Source organism: Duganella sacchari (assembly GCF_900143065.1).
Taxonomy (GTDB): domain Bacteria; phylum Pseudomonadota; class Gammaproteobacteria; order Burkholderiales; family Burkholderiaceae_D; genus Rugamonas; species Rugamonas sacchari.
The window spans coordinates 29603-53677 of the sequence record NZ_FRCX01000005.1; the positions used below are offsets into that span (position 1 = coordinate 29603).

The 24075-nt window shown below is 58.3% G+C and carries 22 protein-coding genes, 2 tRNA genes and 1 pseudogene; 13 read left to right on the forward strand and 12 right to left on the reverse strand.

The genetic code is table 11. The features are described 5' to 3' along the window. Positions 1-4: 4 nt before the first annotated feature. The 3 genes from BUA36_RS11785 to xylF are packed head-to-tail and all read right to left on the reverse strand — an operon-like array spanning position 5 to position 3670. The gene (locus BUA36_RS11785) at positions 5-1147 is read right to left on the reverse strand and encodes a sugar ABC transporter permease (RefSeq protein ID WP_072784717.1); all 1143 of its coding nucleotides are present in this window, start codon (positions 1145-1147) and stop codon (positions 5-7) included. Further along, positions 1134-2666 (reverse strand): D-xylose ABC transporter ATP-binding protein, encoded by a 1533-nt coding sequence (xylG, locus tag BUA36_RS11790; RefSeq protein ID WP_072784718.1) that lies wholly within the window; start codon positions 2664-2666, stop codon positions 1134-1136. The genes BUA36_RS11785 and xylG overlap by 14 nt, the downstream gene beginning before the upstream one ends. Beyond that, the gene (gene xylF, locus BUA36_RS11795) at positions 2666-3670 is read right to left on the reverse strand and encodes a D-xylose ABC transporter substrate-binding protein (RefSeq protein ID WP_072784719.1); all 1005 of its coding nucleotides are present in this window, start codon (positions 3668-3670) and stop codon (positions 2666-2668) included. The genes xylG and xylF overlap by 1 nt, the downstream gene beginning before the upstream one ends. Before the next feature lie 190 nt (positions 3671-3860). Here xylF and BUA36_RS11800 point away from each other — a divergent pair, with 190 nt between their 5' ends. Then, entirely contained in the window at positions 3861-4256 is a 396-nt protein-coding gene (locus tag BUA36_RS11800; RefSeq protein ID WP_139260509.1) for a hypothetical protein, read from the forward strand. A 2-nt stretch (positions 4257-4258) separates the two neighbouring features. Here the strand turns inward: BUA36_RS11800 and BUA36_RS30705 are convergent, their stop codons facing one another. After that, the gene (locus BUA36_RS30705; RefSeq protein ID WP_072784721.1) at positions 4259-4978 is read right to left on the reverse strand and encodes a hypothetical protein; all 720 of its coding nucleotides are present in this window, start codon (positions 4976-4978) and stop codon (positions 4259-4261) included. A gap of 248 nt (positions 4979-5226) precedes the next feature. Here BUA36_RS30705 and BUA36_RS11810 point away from each other — a divergent pair, with 248 nt between their 5' ends. The 5 genes from BUA36_RS11810 to BUA36_RS31620 all read left to right on the forward strand — a co-directional run bounded on the left by BUA36_RS11810 (position 5227) and on the right by BUA36_RS31620 (position 9714). Next, the gene (locus BUA36_RS11810) at positions 5227-5835 is read left to right on the forward strand and encodes a PEP-CTERM sorting domain-containing protein (protein ID WP_072784723.1); all 609 of its coding nucleotides are present in this window, start codon (positions 5227-5229) and stop codon (positions 5833-5835) included. A gap of 117 nt (positions 5836-5952) precedes the next feature. Then, positions 5953-6663: a hypothetical protein gene (locus BUA36_RS11815; protein WP_072784725.1), complete on the forward strand. Its 711-nt coding sequence runs from the start codon at positions 5953-5955 to the stop codon at positions 6661-6663. Continuing rightward, positions 6663-8153, forward strand: coding sequence for a hypothetical protein (locus tag BUA36_RS11820; protein ID WP_072784727.1), 1491 nt, complete (start codon positions 6663-6665; stop codon positions 8151-8153). The genes BUA36_RS11815 and BUA36_RS11820 overlap by 1 nt, the downstream gene beginning before the upstream one ends. Before the next feature lie 378 nt (positions 8154-8531). Then, a complete protein-coding gene (gene udk / locus BUA36_RS11825) occupies positions 8532-9173 on the forward strand; it encodes a uridine kinase (RefSeq protein ID WP_072784729.1) in 642 nt (213 codons plus the stop codon). A 406-nt stretch (positions 9174-9579) separates the two neighbouring features. Beyond that, complete coding sequence (locus BUA36_RS31620; protein WP_371851449.1) at positions 9580-9714, forward strand: DUF4145 domain-containing protein; 135 nt, start codon at positions 9580-9582, stop codon at positions 9712-9714. A gap of 204 nt (positions 9715-9918) precedes the next feature. Here BUA36_RS31620 and BUA36_RS30710 read toward each other — a convergent pair whose 3' ends face one another. Next, complete coding sequence (locus BUA36_RS30710) at positions 9919-10080, reverse strand: hypothetical protein (protein WP_167544282.1); 162 nt, start codon at positions 10078-10080, stop codon at positions 9919-9921. A gap of 100 nt (positions 10081-10180) precedes the next feature. Between BUA36_RS30710 and BUA36_RS30270 the strand changes: the two genes are divergently transcribed. Further along, the gene (locus tag BUA36_RS30270) at positions 10181-10819 is read left to right on the forward strand and encodes a hypothetical protein (RefSeq protein WP_139260511.1); all 639 of its coding nucleotides are present in this window, start codon (positions 10181-10183) and stop codon (positions 10817-10819) included. Positions 10820-10897: 78 nt separating this feature from the next. Here the strand turns inward: BUA36_RS30270 and BUA36_RS30275 are convergent. From BUA36_RS30275 to acs, 3 genes and pseudogenes are all read right to left on the reverse strand, one after another. Next, positions 10898-11049, reverse strand: a pseudogene (locus BUA36_RS30275) (IS3 family transposase); the annotation flags it as partial. A gap of 192 nt (positions 11050-11241) precedes the next feature. Then, positions 11242-11332, reverse strand: a tRNA-Ser gene (locus BUA36_RS11835). 64 nt (positions 11333-11396) lie between these two features. Then, on the reverse strand, positions 11397-13382 hold the full coding sequence (gene acs, locus BUA36_RS11840; RefSeq protein ID WP_072784733.1) for an acetate--CoA ligase: 1986 nt from the start codon (positions 13380-13382) through the stop codon (positions 11397-11399). 206 nt (positions 13383-13588) lie between these two features. Between acs and BUA36_RS11845 the strand changes: the two genes are divergently transcribed. The 4 genes from BUA36_RS11845 to BUA36_RS11860 all read left to right on the forward strand — a co-directional run bounded on the left by BUA36_RS11845 (position 13589) and on the right by BUA36_RS11860 (position 16725). Further along, positions 13589-14179: a YqhA family protein gene (locus BUA36_RS11845; protein WP_072784734.1), complete on the forward strand. Its 591-nt coding sequence runs from the start codon at positions 13589-13591 to the stop codon at positions 14177-14179. A 15-nt stretch (positions 14180-14194) separates the two neighbouring features. Beyond that, on the forward strand, positions 14195-15724 hold the full coding sequence (locus BUA36_RS11850; RefSeq protein WP_072784735.1) for a fumarate hydratase: 1530 nt from the start codon (positions 14195-14197) through the stop codon (positions 15722-15724). Next, a complete protein-coding gene (gene murI / locus BUA36_RS11855) occupies positions 15724-16554 on the forward strand; it encodes a glutamate racemase (RefSeq protein WP_072784736.1) in 831 nt (276 codons plus the stop codon). Before BUA36_RS11850 ends, murI begins: the two co-directional genes overlap by 1 nt. Positions 16555-16649: 95 nt before the next feature. Continuing rightward, positions 16650-16725 (forward strand) — tRNA-His (locus BUA36_RS11860). Positions 16726-16796: 71 nt separating this feature from the next. On the opposite strand, the gene BUA36_RS11865 is transcribed toward BUA36_RS11860, so the two are convergent. Beyond that, positions 16797-17207: a response regulator gene (locus tag BUA36_RS11865; RefSeq protein WP_072784737.1), complete on the reverse strand. Its 411-nt coding sequence runs from the start codon at positions 17205-17207 to the stop codon at positions 16797-16799. 186 nt (positions 17208-17393) lie between these two features. Here BUA36_RS11865 and BUA36_RS11870 point away from each other — a divergent pair, with 186 nt between their 5' ends. Continuing rightward, positions 17394-17843, forward strand: a complete 450-nt coding sequence (locus BUA36_RS11870; protein WP_072784738.1) for a hypothetical protein — start codon at positions 17394-17396, stop codon at positions 17841-17843. A 130-nt stretch (positions 17844-17973) separates the two neighbouring features. Further along, positions 17974-18099 (forward strand): hypothetical protein, encoded by a 126-nt coding sequence (locus tag BUA36_RS31430; protein ID WP_255490783.1) that lies wholly within the window; start codon positions 17974-17976, stop codon positions 18097-18099. Between the two features lie 4 nt (positions 18100-18103). On the opposite strand, the gene tssA is transcribed toward BUA36_RS31430, so the two are convergent. The 3 genes from tssA to BUA36_RS11885 all read right to left on the reverse strand — a co-directional run bounded on the left by tssA (position 18104) and on the right by BUA36_RS11885 (position 24054). Next, positions 18104-19165, reverse strand: a complete 1062-nt coding sequence (tssA, locus tag BUA36_RS11875) for a type VI secretion system protein TssA (protein WP_229255685.1) — start codon at positions 19163-19165, stop codon at positions 18104-18106. Between the two features lie 132 nt (positions 19166-19297). Beyond that, positions 19298-19933, reverse strand: a complete 636-nt coding sequence (locus BUA36_RS11880; protein WP_072785439.1) for a formyltransferase family protein — start codon at positions 19931-19933, stop codon at positions 19298-19300. Positions 19934-19938: 5 nt separating this feature from the next. Beyond that, a complete protein-coding gene (locus BUA36_RS11885) occupies positions 19939-24054 on the reverse strand; it encodes a type VI secretion system protein (protein ID WP_072784740.1) in 4116 nt (1371 codons plus the stop codon). Between the last annotated feature and the right edge of the window lie 21 nt (positions 24055-24075).

Consider the following 24075-nt stretch of genomic DNA (forward strand, 5'->3'; position numbering starts at 1 on the left):
GCCATCAGCGACGACCGGAGCGCGTCGCGACATCGACCCACACCGCCAGCGTCAAGATGCCGCCTTTGACGATCATCTGCCAGTAGGTGTCAACGTCCAGCATGGACATGCCGTTGTCCAGCGACGCCATCACCAGCGCACCAATCAGGGCGCCATACACCGTACCGGAGCCGCCGCGCATCGACGTGCCGCCAATGAAGCAGGCGGCAATCGCATCCAGTTCGCCGGAGGTGCCTGCCGATGGCGAACCTGCAGCCATGCGCGCGGTATTCAGCAAACCGGCCAAGGCGCACATCAAACCCATGATACCGAAGATCCATAGCTTCACTGCCTGTACATTAATACCCGAAAGACGCGTCGCCTCCATATTGCTGCCCACCGCGTAGATGCGGCGCCCGAACACGGTCTGCGTCGCGATGTAGCTGAATATCCCCAGTAGTACCAGCAACAGCAGCACTGGCAGCGGTATCCCTTCATACTCATTGAGCGTGCTGACAAACGCAAACAGCACCGCGCCTATCGCTGCCAGACGCACCGCGTGGCGCCACAGCGCAGGCACTGGCAGATGATGGCGCGCGAGGTTGACGCGCTGGCGCCAGATCAGCACCGCAGCCAGCACAAACAGCAGCACGCCCAATGCCATGCCCGCTTGCGGCGGCAGATAACCCTGCCCCAGCTGCACCATGGACTCCGACACCGGCGCCACCGTTGCGCCGCCCGTCACGCCCAGCACGATGCCGCGATAGGCCAGCATGCCGCCCAGGCCGACAATGAACGACGGTATGCCTGCATACGCGGTCAGGAAGCCGTTAAATAAACCCAGCACCAATCCGCAAGCCAGTACCACCGCCACCGTCGCAGGTAGCGGCATGTGCTGCGTCACGTCCAGTACCGCCGCTATGCCGCCCAATAGCCCCAGCAGCGAACCGACGGACAAATCAATCTCCCCGGCGATAATCACGAACACCATGCCGCAGGCGACGATGCCCGTGACGGCCATCTGCCGCATCAGGTTGGAGAGATTGCGCGGCGAGATAAATCCGCCTTCCGTTTTCATGCTGAAGAAGGTCCAGATAATGGCAATCGCAATCAGCAGCGCGAGAAGTTTGTACTGCGTGAAGAACTGTTTGATTTTAGTGGGAGTCATGGTGCGCCAAAGCCGCTGAGAGTAGGATTTCCTGAGTCAGGTTCTGATTAACAAAATCGCCGCGCAACTGGCCTTCACCCATCACCAGCACGCGGTCGGACACGCCCAGCACCTCCGGCAGTTCCGACGACACCATGATGATGGCGACGCCCTGGCTGGCCAGTTCCAGCATCAGCTTGTAGATTTCGAATTTGGCGCCCACATCCACGCCGCGCGTGGGCTCGTCAAGTATCAGCACCTTGGGTCTGGTGAGCAGCATCTTGGACAGCACGGCCTTTTGCTGATTGCCGCCCGATAGTGATGTAATCGGCAGGAATGGACTGGCCGTCCTGAGTCCCAGCCGCACGATCTCTTCGCTGACGGTTTTCAGCTCGGCCTCGCGGTCAATGCGCGTGAAGCGCGCGTAGCGTTCCAGCACCGCCAGCGTCATGTTCTGCCCCACATCCAGGTCGCGCACAATGCCGTGCTGTTTGCGATCCTCCGGCACCAGCGCCAGGCCATTGCGGATGGCTTTCAACGGCGTGCGGGTATCGATCTTCGCGCCATTCAGCCACACCTCCGCCTCGCACGCGCCAGGATAGGCGCCAAATAGCGCGGACACCAGCTCCGTGCGCCCTGCACCTACCAGGCCGGCAATGCCAAGGATCTCCCCCTGGCGCAGCGTGAAGGAAACGTTATCGACCTTTTTACGTTCAGGCTTGTCGATGTCGTAGCACGTGACATGGCGCGCCTCGAACACCACATCGCCGAGCGTGCGCTCCAGCTGCGGATACAGCTGATGCATCTCCCGCCCGACCATCTGCGCGATGATCTGCCTTACGTCCATCTGCTGCATCGGCGTGGTGGCGATATGTTTTCCGTCGCGGATCACCACGATGGTGTCGCAAATAGCTTCCACTTCATCCAGCTTGTGCGAAATGTAGACGCACGCCACGCCCTTGGCTTTCAGTCCGCGTATGATCTCCAGCAGCACCCGCGTTTCGGCAGCCGTCAACGATGACGAAGGCTCATCGAGAATCAGCAGGCGCGCGTTCTTGTTAAGGGCCTTGGCTATTTCAATCAGCTGCTGGTGTCCGCCACCGTAGTTCATGACCGGCAGCGCCACATTCACGTCATCAAGCTTGAGTTCTTTCAGCAGCGCTTCCGCGCGCTGATGCATGGCGGGATAATGCATGCGGCCACCCGGCAGCGTGATCTCGTTGCCAAGGAAGAGATTTTCGGTCACCGACAACTCAGGTACCAGCATCAGCTCCTGATGGATGATGACGATGCCTGCCGCTTCACTCTCGCGTATCGACTGTGCCTTGAGCGGCTGGCCATCCCACAGAATTTCACCGTCCCAGCTGCCATGCGGATAGACCGCCGACAGCACTTTCATCAAGGTCGATTTACCGGCGCCGTTCTCGCCGCACAAACCAATGCACTCACCGGGCTTGATGTTCAAGTCGATACCGTCAAGCGCAGGCACACCGCCGAACTTCTTGACGATGCCCTTCATTTCCAGCAAATAGCCAGACATTACTTGCCCGAGATTTGGGCTTGCGTGTAGAAGCCGTCCTTGACCACCAGGTCCACATTCGCCTTGGTCAGCAGCACAGGCTTGAGGAACAAGGCATCGACTTGCTTGAAGCCGTTGTCATATTTGGCGTTGAATGCAGGCTTCTCATTGCGCACCAGCTGCACCGACAGCTTGGCAGCCTCCGACGCGATCAGCTTCAGCGGCTTGTACACCGTCAGCGTTTGCGTGCCGGCGATCACGCGTTTCACCGCCGCCAGGTCGGAGTCCTGGCCCGACACAGCGACCTTGCCATCCAGCTTCTGCGCAGCCAGCGCCTGAATCGCGCCGCCAGCAGTAACGTCATTCGAAGCCACCACGGCATCGATCTTGTTGCCATTCGCGGTGAGCGCATTTTCAACAATCGACATCGCCTCCGCCGGGCTCCAGTCCTTGACCCACTGCTTGCCGACGACTTTCACATCGCCCTTGTCAATCAAGGGCTGCAGCACTTTCAGCTGGCCGTCGCGCAGCATCTTGGCGTTGCTGTCGGTTGGCGCGCCGCCCAGCAGATAGAAGTTCCCCTTCGGCCTGGCCGCCAGCACGCCTTGCGCCTGCAACTGGCCAACCATATTGTTATCGAAGGAGATGTAGGCGTCGATATCCGCATTCATGATCAGGCGGTCGTAGGAGACGACCTTGATCCTGGCCTTCTTCGCCTCGCGCACCGCGTTGGTCAGCACGGTGGCGTTATAGGGAACGATGACCAGCACATCGACGCCGCGCGCGATGAGATTTTCAATCTGAGCGATCTGACGCTGCTCGCTGGCGTCAGCCGACTGCACAAACACCTTGGCCCCCTGCTGCTCGGCGGCGGCGACAAAATAGTCGCGGTCGCGCGCCCAGCGCTCCACACGCAGGTCGTCAATCGAGAAGCCGATCTTGGGGGTTTTGGCATCGGCCATGGCGTTGCCACCCGCGACAGCCAGCATCACGGCAATAGCGGCCGTGCTCAGTAATTTCTTCATCGTTTTCAGTCTCCAGTTTGCCGAGTTCTATGCCCAACGCTATGTCGTGGCAGGCCTGTCCATCCTGCCTCGCTGCGTTATAGTACATCAGGCAGCCAGCCCAGACGTGGGCAGTACGGCGCTCAACGGATGCCCCTCGATTCGCGCAATATCAAGTACACCATCTCGTACACGGTGCTAGACTGGCCTTATGACGCCCGCCACCAATCCCACCTCCCTGATAGAGACCATTGAAGCACGGATGGACGGCAGAGTTTCGTCCATAGAAACTACCTACACTGAGTTTTCCAAACGCATGGATGAGCGGCAGAAGAACTCCGATGCCAAATTTGATCGTATCGAGACAATGCTAGCGGAAATGCGAACGTCACTGGCCAATTTGCGCATTACCATTATCATCACTGGCATTACCGTCATCCTCGGCGTCGCAGCACTCAACGCCACCGTGATGTCCAACATGATTGCCTCATTCGAGTCCGGCAAAAACCTCAGCACTGCGCAGGCCGAAGTAAAACGGCAAACAGAAGAAACGGCCAAGCTCCTGAGAAAAATTCAGGCCGACCTGGAAAAAACCGGGAAGAAATAAGTCTACAGCTTAAAGAATGGCTCCAGCGCTAATGCCACACCATCCGCCAGGTCCTTATCCTCAGCAAACAAATCCGGCCGCACCTCGTTCTGCAGTGTCAAAAAATTGACGCGGTACGGCAGCATGGCGCCGCCATAGGTACTCAACACCAACTCGCCACTGGCGGCAAACATATTCAAGCCAACCGACAGGCCTAGCGTCGAACCATTGCCACGTACATCATCGCCGCCACCACCCTTGGCAGGCAGCCGGCGGATCTGACCATCCCACGCTGCTGACACGCCAGCAACTTCCGCCTTGCGCAACACCAGTTGCGGGCGTATCACCATTGCCGCCTTGGTCTCGGCGCTAACACGCTGTACCAGATGCCCCAAGGCCTGCGCATACTCGCGCTGCTTCATCGCCCCGGTCGCCGGATCGAACACGCCACCAACCTCAGCTATTTCCTGCCTCCAGATAGCGTTGTAACTATCCTGGTCCAGCGCCACCACCTTGTAACCCGCCTGACTCAGTTGCAAACGCAGTTGCTCCTTCAACAGCGCCACGCCTTCCTGCAAATCCAGCGCCGCCACCTGCGGCGGCAACATCACCACCAGCGCTGGCGCGGCAGGACGCTGGAAGCCTGAGGCGATCAGATTATCGCTCGACAGCGGAGGCGGTACAGACGTGCAGGCAGCAAACAACAAAGACAGTGTAGCGAGCGACAGTTTTTTCACGAGCATGCGAGGATGAGTTAGCAATAACCGCGCAGCTTATCAGTTTGCACTCAAGACATTGTCACAGATACTCACTGCAAACTTCAGGCTGGCCGTGCGTGTTCGCACATTCTGCCGGCCTCGGCCTCAATAGAATCAAATCCACTGCTGTAAAGAAAACACGATGTTGATGCATCAACTGTAGCGCGCCCCGCGTATTGCCCGGCGACGAAGGCGCTTAGCTCGAACTGCCAGGCATACATGAGGAGATACACATGCGCTCGCCCCTGCGTTCCTGCCTGATCGCCAGCTGCATCGCGCTTGCCGCGCCGCTGGCTTTTGCACAGAACACCATCGATCAGAAACAGGAAGACATCTCGTATGCGATGGGCGGTTTCTTTCAAAGCGGACTAGCCCAGTCCTTCCAGACCAGCGCCGACAGCATCAGCGGCGCCGGCATCGAGTTATGGCCGCGCGCCGAGGAAGACGGACCCGTCACCATCGCCCTGTGGGACGCCCTGCCCACGCAAGGCGGCGTGAAGCTGGCCGAAGGCGTGGCCAAAGGTGTCGGCACCTTGTGGGCAGATACCTTCTGGAAGCCAGTCAAGGCCGAAGCCAACAAGACCTACTTCCTCACCTTCACCAGCGACGTCCCGATCTTCATCATCGGCGGCAGCCTCGATAACTATAAAAAGGGTATGGCCTACGCCAACGACTACACGCCGTTCGCCCAATACGACTACACCTTCCGAACCTATGCTGCACCGTTGCCAGCGCAGACAACGCCAGTGCCCGAGCCAGCCACGGCGGCCATGATGCTGGCGGGGCTGGGGGTGCTGGCAGGCCAATTGCGCCGCAAAACGAGACAGCGTCCAAGTCGATAAATCAGTTTGGTTGCCAGTTTAAATATTTTTTGATTAATACAATAATTGAAGAGATTTCCAACGTGCAAATCAGTTCACAATATCAGCTCCTGCCGACTTAATTCTGGAGATTGATAAATGCTAGAGCAAGCGTTCCGCCCATATCTTGAAGCATTGAACGAAAGCAAAGGTATCAAACACATCGAAGGTGAGTTCACTAATCCGGAGGCACTGTTCCAAACGGAAGTACTTGCAAAGCTCGATGAACAGCATAAGGGCCTGTATGCGCTTTTCCTCTACGATTTAAGAAATGATGAGGGTGTCGCTGCCTATCTGCACTCGGACGGTGTAGGAAACGATAGCACCAATGCTGTCTTGGTCTTGTACGAAAAAGCACCGCGTTCGCGCCGCAGCAGCACCTTTGCCGGTTTGGACATCAGTCTCTCAGAAGAAAACCCAGCGGTGGTTTTCGCCCGTGATCTATTCCCCGCAAAACCGCTGAAGTTACCTGGCGTCCTGCTACTTCAACGTATCGCACATGCCTCTGATGCGGTATACGTACCGCTGGAGGGCAATCAGGAAAAGGTAACCGCACGAGTGCGAAAACTATTTCCTCTTCTCCCTGCCACCACCAAAAATGCGGACCTCCCCACCAACACTTTCGGCGAGCGCGTAGGCAAGGCCTTGGACTTGGCGGATATCCCGCATCAACGCAGCGAACCACTTACCGCCGGCGACTACCTTCGCAAATTCCTTCTATTTCTATGGAACCACAAGCGTGATCTGGCCGCGATCGTACCGTTTGTTGGCAAGGCGGTGCACGGCAACGCAGAGCAAGGGGACGATTAATGGCACTCAATCAACTCATTACGGCGGCTGTATCACAGTACCGCGCCTTTGGTTTGCTCGCCGACAGAACACACCCCGCCTTCCCTGATGATTTAACACACTTCATCCGTGCCCATGGCCATCCATTTTCCAGAGCATTGGCCACAGTCGATAATGGCGCGCCATACCAGGCCGTCATGGGCCTCCCGTTTTTACTGTGTTCTCGTGAAACGGCGCCAGAAGCCCCGCCTGGCGGCTACTACGGCCTTGGAACGACACTCGGGCTGGGATCGTTGCTGGCCTCACGTTACGAGTTCTGGCAAAAACAGCAAATGCCTGAGGAAGCAGGAAATATTTTGATTTACCTGCAACGAGCAGCACTGTATGTCCTGCATATGACCGATTTCAATACCAGCGTGCGCTACCTGCTCGATCTACAAAAGCACGGATTTTTGCTTGAGCCTGCCCCTATAGCGCTAAAGAACTGCCTGATCTTCCTGTTTCAAGTCCGCCAGCGTGTTGTCAGCGACGATGATATCGTTTCGTTCTGCCTCGGTAGCCAGCCTCACAATGATTTCGACTGGTATACCGCAGAATTGTTGCCGGTAAATCTAGCGACGCTACCAGTATTGCGCGACGGGGCCGATGGCATTGCCTATCTGCTGCAGACAGCGGAAAAGGATATCGACGAAGTTAGGGCTGCACAAAGCTACGACGAATGGGTGCTCGGCCAACATTATCTATTCAAGCTGATGCAGGCCACTATTTTTACCCTCCGAACGCTGGACATGGATCAGGAGACGGCTTTCAAAGCCTTTGATATCAAGTACGAAGAAATTGCGGCTGATTGTGGCGCGTACACCTACATCATAAAAGGCGCCCCCTCCCGCTATCCTTTTGAATTCAGTTTTAACGGTGCGCATGCAGCCATCCTGGCAGCCCAGATGGGCGGCGGCAACTGGCAGGACAGGATATGCGAGGAACGGGTATTGGTGCCGGACCAGCTCGCAGACCTGTTACTGCCAAACGACGACTCCATCAATCTACGGCCGCCACGAACCTCTGTGCCCGCACCTTGGCATCTGCTCTCATCCACAGTGGCACCAGTATATGCGGCTGTGGTCGTGCGCAATTCGCGGTACCGTTCTTTGATCCGGCCTGATGCTGCACAAGCAGGCCAGGCCCCAGCAGCGCCTGTCGATATGCAATTGCTGGTGCGCACGATAAGAGAAAATCCGGAAAACCGGGAATTACTGGATCGCATACTGGCGACTACGCCTTATTCGGACCAGCATTTGCTGGTAGACGCGATATCTTTTGACCTCCAGGGAGAGCCCGAAGTAGCCATGGCCCGCACTCAGCAAGCCATCCTCATCGACCCGAGCAACTTTCTGTACTGGTCTGCCGCTGCAGGTTTCCTGGACAAGCTTGGGGACCTGGAGGCGTCCGCAGGCCTGGCAAGCTTCGCGCGCACCTTACGCAATGAGAGGCAGCAGGAGCGCGCATCATGACCTCATGATCCCAGCGATAGCGCCGTCAGGGAATTTTCCGCTTTTCACCATGCCTGACGGCGCGCTCATCCATAGCATGACACTAATTGCCTCAATGCCCGGGTACGTTTGCGGTCCGAGTCAGATCATCACAGTGTGAATCCAATAGCCATCAGATGCCAATCGATCAAGTTCGATTCTGGTGGCATCAGGATGCTTCAGGCGAAACGGGTATTTTTCCAAACTCATAAATCAATACTCGTTTTTCAAATTGTCGCGACTGCTTTAGCATAGACAAGGGGCTGGCTGGCGGTCAACGCCAGCATCACACGGCTGCTGAATGCCGCATTAGAACAGCCGCTCCCTGTCAGTTCGGCCGCGGTTCCGGTATCATTCGGCATGAATACGATTTCTTTCCAACCGTTTATTATTGGCGTCGCAGGCGGTAGCGGCAGTGGCAAATCCACTGTGTCCCAGAAAGTGCTCGCTGCGTTTGGTGCAGATATGGTTTCGGTGGTGATGCAGGATGATTACTACCGCGACCAAACCCATCTCAGCCCGGAAGTCCGCAGCCAGCAGAATTACGACCATCCGCAAGCTTTCGAATGGCCACTGCTGGTGCAACATGTACAAGCCTTGCGCAATGGCGAGGCGATTGAGATGCCGGAGTATGATTTCACGCTCCACAACCGCTCCAACCGCACCATTCCCGTCAAGCCAGCCCCGGTCATCGTGATCGAAGGTCTGTTTGCCTTGTATGACGCAGACTTGCGCGACATGATGTCGTTGAAGATCTTTGTCGATACCGCCTCTGACATCCGCTTTATCCGCCGTATGCAACGGGATATCACTGAGCGCGGCCGCTCGGTGGAGAGCGTGGTCAGCCAGTATCTGGAAACGGTACGTCCGATGCATAAGCAATTCATCGAACCGACCAAGCGCAACGCCGATATCATTATTCCGCACGGCGCCAATGGCCCGGCAGTCGATATGATTACTACCAAGGTAGCCAGCGTTATCGGGCAGTTGAAGCGGTCTTGATTGTTTGGTGCCGCCATTCGGGCAATTGGCAAATTGAAATAGTGCTTTTAGGAATTCTTGCGCGGTGCGCTGCGCCTTCGGCGCGCCACCGCGTAGCGGTGGCAGTCGGACGATTCGGAGCGGCTCACCCCGGTAGGGGCGATCCCTTCGAATCCCATGATAGGCTATTAACTTTTCAAGGAGGTAGCTCAGGGGAAATTAGGAGTAATAGAATCAATACCTTACGTCGATCACATCCCCGTTGTTCCCCTCACATACCGCCGTTATCCCATAAGTTAGCCCATCTCTATCTATCCACTAGCTGAAGCCACTCGTCACTTCCAACTTCATGCTGCACATCGATCTCGCGTAATCACCGATGCGATAGCGCCCCACCAATCCGATTAAGCATGATTTCATAGAGGAAATCTACGTTGCAATTAGTTCTAGTGCATTGCGACTAGCAACGCTTGGCGTAAGAGCTTTACTAGAACACGTAATGATCGAAAAAGTTGGCGATAATGGAAGTTTTAAGAAAAACCTCGAAGCCTTCGAGCAATAAGGCTTTATCTCGAAGCTACAACGACAAGGCATCGAACCAGTGCTAGAAGCTGGGCATGCCAGTATGCACCGAGGTTTCAATCCTACCCACTATGATGTGATTCACCTCATAGATGTCGCAGAAGATCTAATCCAGGCGATTTACATTCACCCCAATCGTTCAGCCCTGCTCAACATTCCGCCAAAACTTAAACGCAACCAATAATCAAAAACCAGGCCCGTCGAAGCGGGCCTTTTTCATTTGTGCAGACGTCTGCACAGCATTATAGACGGCGTCACTTTTCGACATGTCGATAACGACCATTGCAAACGTCGCTTCTTCTGGAACCATGTACCCGATCGGCACATTCAGGTAGCGATCGGGCATATGCCCCAACACTCCGCAGTGATGCCGAGTGACATTTGTTGAGGATTGAGGCAATATTTTGTAGCATAGTAATCTTGTTAAGACTATAAATGGGAAAGAGATGCCACTAGACAATACTAATCCCATCAAAGTAATTGCTGGGGACTTAATCTATGGAGTAGCTGCCGCTCGAACTGCTTATCTCCAGAAAAAGCCTTTTCTAGGATCCGGTGCATTTCTGATTGATGATTTAGCGGTCATGCCCGGCGAACTGCCAACGGAACCTAGCTATCTGTCATGGTTTGCAAATAAAGTTTACATGAAACCTCGACTTAAAAGCTTTGAAAAGTCATTGAGTGCGCACAACATATACAAATCGGCGATAGAAGGCTTATCTTCTGGTAATGAGAACACCCGCCGAAAGTGTAAAGGAGGACTAGATTGGGCAGTAAATGGAAACAGAACAGTTCATTTTCTCCTGGATGAACTCGACATTACTGCTGTAGTTAAAAAAAACAATATTCGGGTGGGAAGATCCATATACTCCGCAGAAAAGGAGCGCTCAATCACCGGTGCCGAGTTGCGATGGATTTACCGGAACAGGAATAATCCGCTTGTACAAAACCGTGTCCAATTTTGGCTTGCGTTTGCACCCTGTTTGCCCCCATGGGAGCAAGACATCCCTATAAAACAAACGGGACTGTTATATTCCAAGACTTTATGGTTGGGGTATAAACCAACGAAAGAGTGGACGGAGTAGAACTAGTGCCCGCTGTGTTAGTTTGCATGAACTCAGTCAGTGTATGAGCCAGTACTTATAAGCAAAAGTCTACGCATAGTGCTTCGCCATCTCACGTCGACGAGATGGCTTCACCACTTTTTTGCCAGAGCCTCCGCAACGACTTCTGCCTTCAGGCGCTCCTCGGCACACATTTTTTTCAGGCGACGATTTTCATCTTCCAGCTCTTTCATGCGGGCCATGAGCGAGGCAGCGGTATAGCGAGTTTTGGCAATCTCTTTGCATCCATCATTTACCCTTCCGGGCCATTATGGAAGCAAGAATGGATGCAAAGAATGTGGTTGTCAATGGGCAAACATTGGCACTATGGACGTAAAAAAACCTCCAAGACTTTGATTTCTTGGAGGTTTTTAGGCAAACTTTGCTATCGCTTGCGGTATTCTTGGCGGAGAGAGGGGGATTCGAACCCCCGATAGGCTATGAACCTATACACGCTTTCCAGGCGTGCGACTTCAACCACTCATCCACCTCTCCTGCATTTCCCCTACATCCGGGAAGCGCCAGATTATAGCAAAGATTCCCAAGAGTACAAAACTTATTAGGAAGCTTCTTTCAATTGTTCCAGAATTGCCGGATTTTCCAGCGTTGACACGTCCTGGGTAATCACCTCGCCCTTGGCCAGCACGCGCAGCAAACGACGCATGATCTTGCCCGAACGCGTCTTCGGCAGGTTGTCACCGAAACGGATCTCCTTCGGCTTGGCGATCGGACCGATCTCCTTGGCCACCCAGTTGCGCAACTCCAGCGCGAGCTTCTTGGCATCGTCGCCCGTCGGACGCGCCTGCTTCAACACCACGAACGCGCAGATCGATTCACCGGTCGTATCGTCCGGCTTGCCCACCACGGCCGCCTCTGCCACCAGCGGATTGGCCACCAGCGCCGATTCAATCTCCATCGTGCCCATGCGGTGACCCGACACGTTCAGCACGTCATCGATACGGCCAGTGATGGTGAAGTAGCCGGTGTCCTTGTTACGGATCGCACCGTCACCCGCCAGATACATCTTGCCGCCCAGTTCTTCCGGGAAGTACGACGTCTTGAAGCGGTCCGGATTGTTCCAGATGGTGCGGATCATCGACGGCCATGGACGCTTGACGACCAGAATACCGCCCTGCCCGTTCGGCACGTCATGGCCCGACTCGTCCACAATCGCGGCCATGATGCCTGGCAGCGGCAAGGTGCACGAACCCGGCACCATCGGTGTCGCACCTGGCAGCGGAGTAATCATGTGGCCGCCAGTCTCGGTCTGCCAGAACGTATCGACAATCGGGCATTTCTCGCCGCCGACCTGGGTGTAGTACCACATCCACGCTTCCGGATTGATCGGCTCGCCCACGGTGCCCAGCAGACGCAGCGACGACAGGTCGTAGTTCTTCGGATGGACTTTGGCATCCACATCCGACGCCTTGATCAGCGAACGGATCGCGGTCGGTGCGGTGTAGAAGATGTTGACCTTGTGCTTGGCGATGGTTTCCCAGAAGCGGCCGGCGTTTGGATAGGTCGGCACGCCTTCAAATACCACTTGCGTCGCGCCCACTGCGGTCGGGCCGTAGGCAATATAGCTGTGGCCAGTGACCCAGCCGATGTCGGCCGTGCACCAGTACACGTCGGACGGCTTGATGTCGAACGACCATTTCATGGTCAGCGCGGCCCACAGCAAGTAGCCGCCGCTCGAGTGCTGCACGCCCTTCGGCGTACCGGTCGAACCGGAGGTGTACAGGATGAACAGCGGATGCTCGGCTTCCACCCATTCCGGCTCGCACTCGGCCGACTGGCCTTCGACCAGGTCGTGCAGCCACAGGTCGCGGCCTTCTTTAAACGCGATGTTACCGCCCGTGCGTTGATAGACGATGACGTCTTTGATGGTGTCGCAGCCGCCCAGCGCCAGCGCTTCGTCGACAATGGCTTTCAATGGCAGGTTTTTACCGCCGCGCAGCTGTTCGTCGGCGGTGATCACGGCCACCGCGCCCGCATCGATGATGCGCTCCTGCAGCGACTTGGCGGAGAAGCCGCCAAACACCACCGAGTGCGTCGCACCGATACGCGCGCAGGCCTGCATCGCTGCCACGCCTTCGACCGACATCGACATGTAGATGATGACGCGGTCGCCCTTCTTGATGCCGCGCGCTTTCAGGCCGTTGGCGAATTTGCAGACTTTTTCGTGCAGCTCTTTGTACGATACGCGCGTGGTCTTGCCATCGTCCGCTTCAAAGATGATGGCGGTCTTGTCGGCGTTGCCGTTTTGCAGATTGCGGTCCAGGCAGTTGTACGAGACGTTGAGCTTGCCGTCTTCGAACCATTTGTAGAATGGCGCGTTGTCTTCGTTGAGCGTGCGGGTGAATGGCTGCTGCCATTCGATGTGCTCTTTGGCCAGACGGGACCAGAAGCCTTCATAGTCGGCCGCCGCCTCTGCGCAGAGCGCGTTGTATGCATCCATGCCGGATACGGTGGCCTGCGCTGCAAACGCCGGCGATGGCGCGAACACGCGGGATTCTTGTGGACCTTGGGTAGTAGTGCTGCTCATGGTGTCTCCAGTGTAGTAATCATTTGCCATCAACATAAAGCTGATCGCTTACTGTGCCCTTACAGCTGCCCAGTCCCCGGCGGAGGATGGTCAGCCCGACAATTTTACCAATAATTCAACGCAGCGGGCCGATGCGGTCGCCCGGCGGCACGTGTAAAATGTCGGCAGTCTTCATAGTCTGCCTCATTTCAAGGAGTTTTGCCGTAATGACCGAGCCACAAAAGAAGCTGCGTCCGCTGCCTGCTTTTATCTTCATGACCCGCTGGCTGCAACTGCCGCTGTACCTCGGCCTGATCCTGGCGCAGTGCGTCTACGTCTTCCATTTCTGGGTGGAGCTGAAGGACCTGATCGGCGCCGCGCTCGGCAACGACGCTGCGCTCCAGCACATTTTCCAAGCGATAGCCGTACCAGGCGCACCGGTGCCGGACAAGCTCAACGAAACCACCATCATGCTGGTCGTACTCGGCCTGATCGACGTCGTTATGATCTCCAACCTGCTGGTCATGGTGATTATCGGCGGCTACGAGACCTTCATCTCCCGCATGAATCTCGATTCACACCCCGATCAGCCGGAGTGGTTGTCGCACGTGAACGCCTCCGTGCTGAAGACCAAATTGGCGATGGCGATTATCGGCATTTCGTCCATCCATTTGTTGAAGACTTTTATTAACGCCGGCTCCTATAAGCCGGAAGTGATCATCGCGCAAACGGTGATCCACGTCGTATTCCTGTTGTCGGCCCTGGCCATCTCTTACACTGACCGCATCACCACGATGACGCACAACGAATCCCACTAACCCCGCGAGAACATCATGACCATCATAAAGCAAGAAGACCTGATCGAATCCGTTGCCGCCGCGCTTCAGTACATCAGCTACTACCACCCGGCTGACTACATCGAACACCTGGCCCGCGCCTACGAGCACGAGCAAAGCCCGGCCGCAAAAGACGCCATCGCGCAGATCCTGACCAACTCGCGCATGTGCGCCGAGGGCAAGCGTCCGATCTGCCAGGACACCGGCATCGTCAACGTCTTCCTGAAGATCGGCATGGGTGTGCGCTTTGAAGGCTTCACCGGCACCGTCACCGACGCCGTCAACGAAGGCGTGCGCCGCGCCTACAACTACGACGACAACAAGCTGCGCGCGTCGATCGTCGCCGACCCGCACTTCGACCGCAAGAACACCAAGGACAACACGCCAGCCGTGGTTCACATGGAACTGGTCGAAGGCAATACCGTTGACGTCAAGGTCGCAGCCAAAGGCGGTGGCTCGGAAAACAAATCCAAGATGATCATGATGAATCCATCCGATTCGCTGATCGACTGGGTGCTGAAAACCGTACCAACCATGGGCGCCGGCTGGTGCCCGCCAGGCATGCTGGGCATCGGCATCGGCGGCACCGCCGAGAAAGCCATGCTGATGGCAAAAGAAGTGCTGATGGAAGACATCGACATGTTCGAGCTGAAGCAGCGCGGCCCGCAGAACAAGCTGGAAGAACTGCGTATCGAACTGTGCGACAAGATCAACGCACTGGGCATCGGCGCCCAAGGCCTGGGCGGCCTGACCACCGTGCTGGACGTAAAAATCATGATGCACCCGACCCACGCGGCCTCCAAGCCAGTGGCCATGATCCCGAACTGCGCCGCCACCCGTCACGGCCACTTCGTGCTGGATGGTTCCGGTCCGGCCTACATGACTCCGCCACCGCTGTCGACCTGGCCTGACGTGTCGTGGGCGCCGGACACCGAGAAGTCCAAGCGCGTCAACCTCGACACGCTGACCAAGGAAGAAGTCGCTTCGTGGACGCCTGGCCAGACCCTGCTGTTGAACGGCAAAATGCTGACCGGCCGCGACGCTGCGCACAAACGTATCCAGGACATGCTGGCTAAAGGCGAAGAACTGCCAGTCGACTTCAAGAACCGCGTGATCTACTACGTCGGTCCAGTCGATCCAGTGCGTGACGAAGTGGTCGGCCCAGCCGGCCCAACCACCGCCACCCGCATGGACAAGTTCACCGACATGATGCTGGAACAAACCGGCCTGATCGCGATGATCGGTAAAGCCGAGCGCGGCCCTGCTGCAATCGAGTCGATCAAGAAGCACAAGTCGGCTTACCTGATGGCAGTAGGCGGTTCCGCCTACCTGGTGTCGAAAGCCATCAAGCAATCGAAAGTACTGGGCTTTGCCGACATGGGCATGGAAGCGATCTACGAGTTTGAGGTGGTCGACATGCCAGTCACCGTGGCCGTAGATTCGCAAGGCAGCTCGGTGCACAACACCGGCCCTGCAGAATGGAAGGCCCGCATCGAGCAACTCAACGTCCCTGTTGTGACTGCCTGATGCTTATGACCCGCTCTCCCGATGCTCCAATTGGTGTGTATGACTCCGGCGTGGGCGGGCTTTCGGTACTGCGCCACATTCGCGCGCAGTACCCGAACGAACACCTGATCTACTTTGCTGACTCCGGTCACGCACCGTACGGTGACAAGACCGAAGACTACGTCGTCGCTCGCGCACTGATCGTCACCGACTTCCTGCTCAAGCAAGGCATGAAGGCCTTGGTCGTGGCCTGCAATACTGCAACCGTGGCTGCCATCAAGGCGGTGCGGGCGAAGCATCCTGAGCTGCCAGTGGTCGGCGTTGAGCCGGGGCTGAAGCCAGCGGCGGCCATCACGCGCAGCCGCAAGGTTGGTGTGCTGGCGACCGCACGCACCCTCAAAGGCGAAAAATTCCTGCAACTGCGCGAGCAGATTGCCGCCGCCACGCAGACTGAATTTCTGCTGCAGCCAGCAGTGGGCCTGGTCGACCAGATCGAGCTGGGTGACCTCCACACGCCAGCCATCGCCGCCCTGCTGGACAAGTACGTCACGCCATTGCTGGATCAAGGCGCGGACACGCTGGTGCTCGGCTGCACTCACTATCCCTTCGTGCAGGACGGTATTGAACGCGTGATACGCGACCATGCCAGCAGCGGCGTCACGCTGATCGATACCGGCGACGCTGTCGCGCGCCAGCTCGGCCGCCTGCTGGAGGCCGCCGGACTGCTGCGTCCGGCAGGCGGTGACGCGGCCACGCTGCACGGCTACACCACCGCCGACGTCAGCGCGCTGGCGCCAGCCTTTGCCAACCTGCTGGGTCTGACCCCGCCGGTGGAGAAGATTGACGTTTAAGCATCATCAAAATATAAATTTGCAGGAATTAAAAACGGCTTGTATAATTCTGGCTCGTTGTTCAGCACTAGTTGGCAGCGAGTAGTAAATCAGCGGTGGCTGTAGCTCAGTTGGTAGAGTCCAGGATTGTGATTCCTGTTGTCGTGGGTTCGAGCCCCATCAGTCACCCCAAAGAATTAAGTGAAAAGCCCAGTCTCTGACTGGGCTTTTTGCGTTTCGGACTGCGACATTGCCGATGCCATCTAGCCAGTTTGACGCGTCGCGCGCTGGGCTTTGATCTGGACTGCGATCTTGTCCAGCGTGTCCATCACGGTACCGGGATTGAAGGGTTTGACGATATAGCCCTTGGCGCCGCTGCGCAGCGCCTGCTCCACGGTGCTGCGGTCGGTACTGGCGGTCACCATGAGTACCGCCGCCCTGGGCTGCTTGTCCCTTATCCATTCCAGCAATTCCAGGCCATCGCCATCCGGCATCACCACATCCAGGCAAATGATGTCGGCGCGAAGCGAGCGCAAACGCAACCGGGCGGCCTCGGCCGTGCCGGCGTCGCCCACCACGTCGTATTTGTCGCCCTGAATGATGACGCGCAACAGACTGCGGGTCATATCATTGTCGTCGATAATGAAAACGCTCAGACCTTGGTGCAATGGCATGCCATCCTCCTCTGGCTATCATGCCAATAACTATAACCCAATGCCCTGGCGCACGCGTAACGTTACAACATTTTTGGCACAGCCTATTGCCATTCAGCACTAGTTTAGCGCTACAATGGTTAATCGTTTGCATGCCCATGCAAAGCCGCACACCACGTCTGCTGATCCCCTGAATTTGTTTAAGTTATGTCACAAGATAAACCTGTTATTGAAGTCAGCACTTATGGCAAAGACACGCCCGTAGGTCGTCCTGACACCGACGGCCGCGCCGCCGTCTTCGTCCCCACCGCCGCATTTGATGCTGGCAGCAACGCTGCCATCCGCCTGGGCGCCGGTATCGTCGGCTTTGGCAATCCGGATGGCACGCTGACCGTCTACTTCGAAAGCAACCGCTTCGATGAAACCAGCCTGCATAAATGGGAAAACAAGGCCCGCAAAGCCTATGATCGCATGGTGATGAGCGCGCCAACGGTGTCCAAGGCCAAGCTCAACGCCAGTGCCCTGGAGCAAATCGGCACCATCGATGGCATGGGCATTCATCTCAAGCAGCCCGAACGCCTGACGCAGTGGCTGGAACAGGCCAACGCGCTGGATACCGCGCCGGTCGGTCCGATCACGCTTTGGAAAACCAAATAAGATTTCCAACAAGATATACGACAAGCAGTTGTCCTACACGGCGTCGGACGTTTTGCTGATGCCGTTCTGACACTCCCTGAATTATTCTGAACGCATGGATCGTTCAACTAAATACATCAGGGAGTTGGTCATGGCACGCTATCTACCCCTCGCCTTCGGGGCACTGCTTCTCAGTCTGGCTGGCGCTTCCACTTACGTGCTGTGCTCGGAGAACCTGCTGCTGGACCAGCAGGCATCCGTGTATCAACTCAAGTAAGCGCCTACTCACGCAAGCCCAGCATATTCACGAGGCGATTCAGGTCGCCCTCTTCGCGGATGATTTCCGCCATCAGTTCAGGCAGCGGCATGCGGCCCCAGTTGACGGCGCGACGCAGCAGATACGGCGTCGGGCTATGCGGTTCCACCAGGCTTAAATAATCCGCGATCGCTTCCAGCGTCGCATACGCTTCGTCGCGGTTCTTCCAGCCGGACAGCAAGGCCGCCGCCGGCGCCACCTTCGCGCTCAGACCAGCGTCCATGGATTGCGGCTCATCGGGCATGATCTCTTCCTCTTTGTGCTCGGGCGCGAGCTGCTGCAGCACACGCTCCATTGCCACCAGCGCCCCCTTCAGTTTCGACAGATTGGGCGACTCCGCCCCCAGCTGCAGGTCGACGAAGGCCAGCATGGTCTCCAGGCAGTTCAGGCAGCGCTGTACCACCTGCAGGCGCTGCGCCATCTCACGCCCCAGGCGCTGATGTGCGTATGAAATCACCTCGGTGCGCGACATCGGCGGCTCGCCCTTATCCTCATGCTCGCCATGGGCCGACAACTCGCGCGCCGTCATGCGGTCCCAGTCCACCAGCGTCAGCACCGGTGGCTTGCGGGTGTGGATCCTCAACAGCGGCACATGCAGCCGTATCATCATGGCGAACGATGCGTTCATCCACTCCAGCGGTGCAATGCGGGCATCGGCGTCGCCATCGCTGACCATCGGATGCAGCGGCTCCCAGTAGCGGCGCAGCAGACCATCGATCAGGCTCAGGCCGCGGTACAGGCCATCGACGCCAAACTGGCGGGTCCACGCCTCCGCCAGCCAGGCGGCGATCTGCAAATCCTTGGAGCGATGCTCCAGCACTGTCTTGCAGCGCGTTTCAATCAGCGCCCAGTCGGCCTTTTTCAGCGGACGCTCCCACTGCCCCATCGGCAGACTGGGATCGTCTTCCTCGCGCGCCAGCCGGATCTCGGTAAACACCGGATCGTAACGCAGCGCGATGCCGCAGGGCTGGCCCTCGGTAATCGGCTGCTGCAACAGCTCCAGCTCACGCAGATGTTCGACGTTCATCAGAGACTGCGGTATCGGTAGGCTAGGTCCATTCATGGGGGCTGTCGGATTTTCCAAACTCTTATCTTCAGTAATGAGCGAACGCGCCTTGTCGACCAGATTGCGCAGATTGGTTTTGATCGTCGCCATGGCCTACGGTAGCATCTTGCCGAGTTCACGTGCAAAAAACTTGGCCGCCAGCGGCGACGTCAATTTGTGCAGGTCCACCACCGATGCGCCGGGCGGAATATAAACCTTGTCCGACAGCGCCACCAGCCGGCCGGTATCAAAACCGTCGTCCACTTCATGCAGGGCGATCACCACATGGTCGGCGCCATTGTCCATCAACGCCTGGAATGGATTCGGTCCCGCATAGCGCGACGGCCAGCCATCGTCGATGCACGGATGCAGATTGAAGAAGCCCATACGCGGCAAGGCAAACAGCCGCGCGTCGATGCGCTGCCCGAACGTGGCGGCAATGCAGATATCCGGCCGCCATTGCTGTTCGTATAGCTGATAGAACGCCTCGGACTTGACCCGGCCCTTGTACACACTGAGCCCACGCGATTGCGCCAGCCGCTCCACCATCAGCGCTTCGCTGGCCGTGTGCGGATACGACCACACGCGGCGTCCACGGCTGATAAAGTCGGCGCTGACGTCGTCGGTGGCGACGCCCACCACCTGCACGCGTTGCGACAACGGTCCGCTCAACAACTCCCCCAGCACCTGGAAGCCCCGGTGGAAGCTGCCGAAAACGGCAATGCGCGTCAATGCGGATACAGGCGCCATCACCGTCACCAGGCAGGTGCTTTGACCGGGAACGCCGGCGGCCACACCAGCGGCGCGCGCTTGCCGGCGGCGCTGACCGTCAGGCGCACGTAGACGCGCGCACGCGCATCGCGCGCCGCGATCTTGCCGTCGCCGACCACCGTCAGCGGGAACTCAAACTTCAGCAACTGCGAGCGCGAGCCGGAAGCCGGTGCGCCCTCCGATTCACGATACGCCGCCACAAAGCTGAACAGCGCCCACGGGTCATCAAAGCTGTAGCTGACGGTCCGCTCCTCCACCGACATGCCCGCATGACCGCCCTCGGATTTCGGCACCACGGGACCGTCCTGCGCAAATCGCAGCGTCAGCATCACCGGCAAACCCGGCTCCCAGCGCAGCGCTTTGGCGGCGTCGCGCTGATGTAAGGTATGGCTGCCCACGGTCAGCGCCCAGTCGATGATCTTGTTGCCCTCACTTTCCGTCGCCGTATTGGCGCGGAATTCCGCCAGCACGTCAAAGCCGACCGGCTGCCCTTCTTCGCTGGGATACAGCGGCGCCAGGAAATCACGCACTTTCTGCATCTGATCGTCCATCTTGCGCACCGTGCTGGCTGCGGAAGGCCGGCTGGGATCGCGGTCCGACGCCATCGCCAGCGTATGCACGCGGTCGAACAGCTTGAGCACCGCGCCCACCTCCTCGACGTCGGCGGGAACCTTATCGGCTGTTTTCACGCCATCCGGCGACAGCGCGCGGAACGGCGCGCGGTTGGCCAGTTCGCTGTTGAAGGCATCGGCAAAGCGCGTCCACGCATCCTGGTAGCCGGTCTGCATCAGCTCACGGCAACGCGAATACAAACCGCCCTGCAAACCCTGCATGCGCTCGGAGAAGATATCGCTGGCCCGGCGCTGCGCTGCGCGTGCCGACAGCTTGTCCAGGCAGTTGTTGATATCGATATCGGCCGCACCGACCAGCACAAAGTTCTCCAGTGCGGTCAGGCTGCTGGTCGGGCTTTTGAGCTTGTAGCGGTTCAGGTCCGACACGGTCGCCTGCCACTTGCCGACCAGGGGATTGCCGGCCGCCGAGCCGCCCAGTTGCAGTAGCAGCGCTTCCGCATCTTTGCCGGTGGCTTCGATAAAGGCCTGCTGCTGCGCCACATAGCCCGCCAGAGCGCCAGCATCGCCGGCGCCAAAAGCATCCAGCAGCGGCGCCTTCTCGCCATTCCACGAACGGAAGGAGCGGTCGCGCGGCACGAACACTTCCGCGCGCGTCAGCGTTTCATCCAGCATCTGCAAACGCGACAGGGCATCGCGGCTCATCACGGCAGACAGATTATCCGCCACCGCCAGTGCGCCGATCTCCTGCAGCCAGGAACGGATGCGCAGCACGCGGGCGCGATCGGCTTCCGTCACCGGCGCCTGGACCTCGCGCGCCGACACCATATACGCCTGCGACAGCTGGTCGCGCGCCGTTTCGCCGAGCGCAGCATCCGCCAGGCGTGCCGCCGGCGCCTGCAGATTGGCGGGGAACTTCGGCAGGAAGTCGGTCTGCACACGCTTGCGCGCGTCGGCCAGCGCCTGCACCTGATCCAGCCGCGCGCCATCCCAGGCAACGGTGGAGCCGGGCGGCACCTCGGGCAAACGGCTCAGGTGATTGAATTTCATGAAAGGCTGCGTCAACAAACTTTGCAGCGCATCCGACAGCGCCTTGCGGTCCGCCGCAAAGGCCCAGGAGGAATTCGCCTCCGAGTATTCCAGGCCGGAGCTCAGCCCCTGCGAATGGCTGTCGGCCGACAGCGTCGCATCCCACGCGGAGATAAACTGCGTGAAGCCTTCATCCATCTGCTTGCGCGCATCGTCAACGATCGGTGTCCCCAGCAGTGAAATGCTTTGCGTCTTCTGCATCAGGTTATCCCAGGCTGGCCCGAGGTCCAGCGTAGCGCGGTGCATCCAGCCGCCCTTGCCGGCCACCAGGTACAGCTCCTGCGCGCGCAGCGCAGTGCGCAGCGCCTGCCAGATAGCGACCGTGGTACTGGCATCCGCGCGCGGATCGGCTTCATACAGCGCGTTGGAACTCTCCGAGATGGTCTGCTCCGCTTTCAGCAAGCCATTGTTGACATACAGGCGCTTTGCCGTGGCGCGCACCGCCAGCTTGTACGAGCAGCTGGCGGCTTCCTGCAACGGCTCTATCGTCAGCGATTGCACCTCCTTGGCCACCTGGCGGAACAGCTGCGCCGTGCGGTCTGGATTGCCGTTCAATTCAGCGCCCAGCAGGGTTCGCACCACCAGCGCCAGATCCTCGCCTGAGGCAGGGCCGGAATTCGGTGATTTCAGGCGCATCATCGCTTGCAGCACCTGGTCCATCTGCTCGATGCGGGATGTGTATTGCAGCAGTGCCGAGAACTCCGGCAGGTTCTCAATATTTAAAGCGTTGTTGGCGCCAGCAGTCATCTCGTTCCAGCGTGACGGCAATGTACAGCGGCCGCCGATAATCAGGCTGCCCGATACCGGGTCGATCGGCACCCCGGTCAACTCGCTCATGCGCGCATAGGCCGAGCGGCGTAGCGGATCGAAAGCGTTATCGGCAAAGCCCTTCTCCATGCGCCGCTGCACCCGCTGATGCAGGTCATCGAACCAAGGCCATGATCCAGGCATGGCCAAATAGCGCAAGCGTGCATTACCCATCAATTCGATGTACTGTAATGCCTCCATCGCCCGCTGGCGGCTTTGCGCAGGGTCGATCACACTCTGGCTACTGGCTTGCAGGCTGGCGCGTGAATCGCGGTCCAGCTTTTCCAGGTAGATCCGGACGTCGCCACTCAAGCGATGCAGGTCGAAGGTGGCATAGGTCAGGCCCAGTACCCAGATCACTGGAATGCCAATCGCAGTCCAGCGCGCGAGGCGATTCATGGCCGGACGAGGCATGCGATGCACCGACGACGCGCGCACCAGCCCTACTTCGGCAAAGATCTTGCGTTCAAAGATATCGCGCAGGAAGGCCGGCACGGCGCTGCCCTGCCCCGGCAGCCATGCAGGCGGTGGCGCTTCGCCATCCGCCACTGGCTCGACCGGTGCCGGTGCATCAACCGCCGGAGTGCCCAGCGTCAGATCGGCAGGCGCGTGGCCATCGCCAAGCAGCGCCGCCTCGTCGCTGCAATCGCCTGTCAGATAAACGCCGCGCAGCAGGAAGGGTTCGTGATACGCGCTCGGGCGCATCAGTTCTTCGGCAAAGATTTTCAGCCCGTTGCGCAGGCGCTCGATCTGATTCGGCAGCAGGAAGTATTCGCTGCTGTCCGAACCCGCAGGCTCCAGCGCACACAGTTCGGCGCAGCTGTCGGACAGCGTGCGGCCGATCTCGTTCATCGCCGTGTCCATCCACTGCAGCTGGAACGGCGCGCTCAGTTCATGCGGCGACGACCAGCCCAGCATCGAGCGGCGTAGCGGCTCCGGCAACGCTGCGGCAAAACGCGCGAAGCCCGGAATGATTTCGCAATCGGTGATCGCAATGTAAATCGGGAAGCGCAATGCCAGACGGTTCTGCGCCAGCCACAAACGGCGATGGATGGCTTTGGCGCGTGCCGCCAGGTCCAGCTGCCCGGCGCCGTCCGCGTTGAGGAACAGGGCCGCCGGTATCGCCAGCACGATCGAGTCGAAAGGACGGTCCGGCCGGTAGTTGCGGCACAGGCCCAGGAAATCGTCCCAGGTGTTGTTGGCGTTGGCGGCATCAGGGTCCGGCGAGCCAAGATAGTCGGCTTGCAGCTGCACCGCAACGCCTTGGTCGAAGAAGTTCCAGCTGATGCCCTGTGCACCCGCAGTCAGCGAGCTATCCGTACTCAGCGCGCTTTGCAGACCGGACTGCAGCAGCGGCAGCTCACGCCCGGCCGTGCCCTCGTTCAGCACCAGCGTCCATGGCAGGTTATAGCGCTCCGAGCGTGCCGCGATATTATTCTCGATCAGTTCCACCGCCACGCGGAACGACTGCTTGAGCGAATCGGCACTGATCAGGCGCGGCTGCAATGCAGCCGGCTTGTCAGCCTGCTCCGCGCCCTTCATCGCCGCCCAGATCACAATGGCGAACAACAGCATGACGAGCACCGTCAGCACCAGCAGCGTGGCGATGGCCGTGTTATCTGACAAGAAGTTCAACACTATGCGTCTTCCCCCTGG

What these genes read in the sequence shown, in the direction of transcription:
- BUA36_RS30270 (WP_139260511.1), top strand. Translation starts at nt 10,181, where the DNA reads ATGCCACTAGACAATACTAATCCCATCAAAGTAATTGCTGGGGACTTA.
- BUA36_RS11870 (WP_072784738.1), top strand. Translation starts at nt 17,394, where the DNA reads ATGTCACAAGATAAACCTGTTATTGAAGTCAGCACTTATGGCAAAGAC.
- tssA (WP_229255685.1), bottom strand. Translation starts at nt 19,165, where the DNA reads ATGAACGTCGAACATCTGCGTGAGCTGGAGCTGTTGCAGCAGCCGATT.
- BUA36_RS11865 (WP_072784737.1), bottom strand. Translation starts at nt 17,207, where the DNA reads ATGCCATTGCACCAAGGTCTGAGCGTTTTCATTATCGACGACAATGAT.
- BUA36_RS11785 (WP_072784717.1), bottom strand. Translation starts at nt 1,147, where the DNA reads ATGACTCCCACTAAAATCAAACAGTTCTTCACGCAGTACAAACTTCTC.
- BUA36_RS11850 (WP_072784735.1), top strand. Translation starts at nt 14,195, where the DNA reads ATGACCATCATAAAGCAAGAAGACCTGATCGAATCCGTTGCCGCCGCG.
- acs (WP_072784733.1), bottom strand. Translation starts at nt 13,382, where the DNA reads ATGAGCAGCACTACTACCCAAGGTCCACAAGAATCCCGCGTGTTCGCG.
- BUA36_RS31430 (WP_255490783.1), top strand. Translation starts at nt 17,974, where the DNA reads ATGGCACGCTATCTACCCCTCGCCTTCGGGGCACTGCTTCTCAGTCTG.
- BUA36_RS30710 (WP_167544282.1), bottom strand. Translation starts at nt 10,080, where the DNA reads ATGCCCGATCGCTACCTGAATGTGCCGATCGGGTACATGGTTCCAGAA.
- xylG (WP_072784718.1), bottom strand. Translation starts at nt 2,666, where the DNA reads ATGTCTGGCTATTTGCTGGAAATGAAGGGCATCGTCAAGAAGTTCGGC.
- BUA36_RS11820 (WP_072784727.1), top strand. Translation starts at nt 6,663, where the DNA reads ATGGCACTCAATCAACTCATTACGGCGGCTGTATCACAGTACCGCGCC.
- udk (WP_072784729.1), top strand. Translation starts at nt 8,532, where the DNA reads ATGAATACGATTTCTTTCCAACCGTTTATTATTGGCGTCGCAGGCGGT.
- BUA36_RS11810 (WP_072784723.1), top strand. Translation starts at nt 5,227, where the DNA reads ATGCGCTCGCCCCTGCGTTCCTGCCTGATCGCCAGCTGCATCGCGCTT.
- BUA36_RS30705 (WP_072784721.1), bottom strand. Translation starts at nt 4,978, where the DNA reads ATGCTCGTGAAAAAACTGTCGCTCGCTACACTGTCTTTGTTGTTTGCT.
- BUA36_RS11845 (WP_072784734.1), top strand. Translation starts at nt 13,589, where the DNA reads ATGACCGAGCCACAAAAGAAGCTGCGTCCGCTGCCTGCTTTTATCTTC.
- xylF (WP_072784719.1), bottom strand. Translation starts at nt 3,670, where the DNA reads ATGAAGAAATTACTGAGCACGGCCGCTATTGCCGTGATGCTGGCTGTC.
- BUA36_RS11815 (WP_072784725.1), top strand. Translation starts at nt 5,953, where the DNA reads ATGCTAGAGCAAGCGTTCCGCCCATATCTTGAAGCATTGAACGAAAGC.
- BUA36_RS11880 (WP_072785439.1), bottom strand. Translation starts at nt 19,933, where the DNA reads ATGGCGCCTGTATCCGCATTGACGCGCATTGCCGTTTTCGGCAGCTTC.
- murI (WP_072784736.1), top strand. Translation starts at nt 15,724, where the DNA reads ATGCTTATGACCCGCTCTCCCGATGCTCCAATTGGTGTGTATGACTCC.
- BUA36_RS11800 (WP_139260509.1), top strand. Translation starts at nt 3,861, where the DNA reads ATGACGCCCGCCACCAATCCCACCTCCCTGATAGAGACCATTGAAGCA.